General features: G+C 68.5%; 1 protein-coding gene. It reads right to left on the bottom strand.

Annotated features, from left to right (window positions below; translation table 11 throughout):
- Positions 1-24: 24 nt before the first annotated feature.
- Complete coding sequence (locus Q8A52_RS48815; RefSeq protein ID WP_316765149.1) at positions 25-1,245, bottom strand: IS110 family RNA-guided transposase; 1,221 nt, start codon at positions 1,243-1,245, stop codon at positions 25-27.
- Positions 1,246-1,491: the final 246 nt, after the last annotated feature.

A 1,491-nucleotide genomic window follows, 5' to 3' on the forward strand; every position in this document is an offset into this window, starting at 1 on the left:
CGCATGAGTTTCCTGAGTCAACCTCTATGCCGCCAGAGGCGTGTCGGCGGGCGTGTTGATCTTGCTGTTGGCTTGATGGATGACGGGGTCGTAACAGGCGCCGTTGCGCCAGCAGGCCCACATCACGCGCAGCCAGGCACGTGCCAGGATGCGGATGGCATGCGGGTGTCGCTTCTTGCGGGCCCGGGCGTCGTTGTAGATCTTGGCGGCCCAGTCGCTGTCGTGTCGGCTGTTGTCGGCGAAGGTCGTCAGCGCGACGCGGGCTCTGCGGTTGGTCGCGAAGCGGAAGGAGACCGTGCGGGCCTTGCCCGAGGCGCGGGTGACGGGGACGACGCCGGCTTCGGCGATGAGCTGTTCGCAGGTCTGGGCGCGTTCCAGGATCGGGCCGATCTCGCCGATGACCTGGCCGAGGCTGACCTTGCCGATGCGCGGCAGGGTGGCGAACAGCGGCGCGTAGGGATGCGTCTCGGTGGCTGTGGTGAGGGCCTTGTCCAGCGCGCGGATGGTGGCGCGTATGCCCTGCACGAGCTGGACCTGAACGCGGACGAGTTGTTCGACGACGGCGTCGCTGAGGCGGGAGGCGGCCTTCGGGGCCGAGCGCAGGCGTTCGATCAGGACGCTGCCGGGCTTTTTCCCGGAGTAGCCATGGCGTTTGCACCAGGCTTCGAGGCGTCCGGCGGTGAGCTTGGCGGCGGAGGCCGGGGTGGGGTAGCGCTCCAGGAAGGCCATGGCGATGTCGCTGTCGAGTTCGTAGAAGACGGCTTTGCCGCCGGGCCAGTGCTCGTCCAGCAGGGCGGCGAGCTGGTTGACGGCGGCGACCTTGGCCTCGATGTGGTCGGCGCGCTGCCGGGTGAGGGCCTGGAGGTCGAGGGTCGCCTGCTCGGTGGGTTCCAGCCGGGGCAGCATGTGCCCGTCGGTGCGCAGGTAGTCAGCAAGCTTCATACTGTCGCCGGCGTCGGTCTTGGCCTTGGAGGCTCCCCAGCGCGCCCGCATCGCGTTGAAGGCGTTGGGGTGGACCGGCACGACGGGGTGGCCGGCGGCGAGCAGCCGGTCGACGGCCAGACCGCGGCTGGTCTCGATGGCCACAGGCAGATCCGCCGGATCTCCGTGCTTGCGCAGCCGGGCCAGGGTCTTGGCGAACCCTTCCTCGGTGTGGGCGAGTTCCCACCGGTCGACGCGCTTGCCGGTGTCGTCCATGACGGTCACGTCATGGGTCTCGGTCGCCCAGTCCCATCCGATGAACACGTGCGTCGTACTCCAAGCCGGTTCGAGGAGCACCTGCCCAGTGGTGAGGTCGTCTGCCGGGAGCTCATTAATCGGCCCTCTGCGGGGCGTGTCCCTGAAGCCGATCAGACGGCCTCGGCCCGGCGGGGCTGGCGGAACTCATGCAGGCCGTCAAGCGGCTCGCACCCATGGCCATGCACCCACCGGGACCGAGAGGTCACAACCCTACTCGTGAGGGCTGCAGAAGGGATGGTCCTCTAATGAGCA

This window comes from Streptomyces herbicida, from assembly GCF_032656585.1.
Classification (GTDB): Bacteria; Actinomycetota; Actinomycetes; order Streptomycetales; family Streptomycetaceae; genus Streptomyces; species Streptomyces herbicida.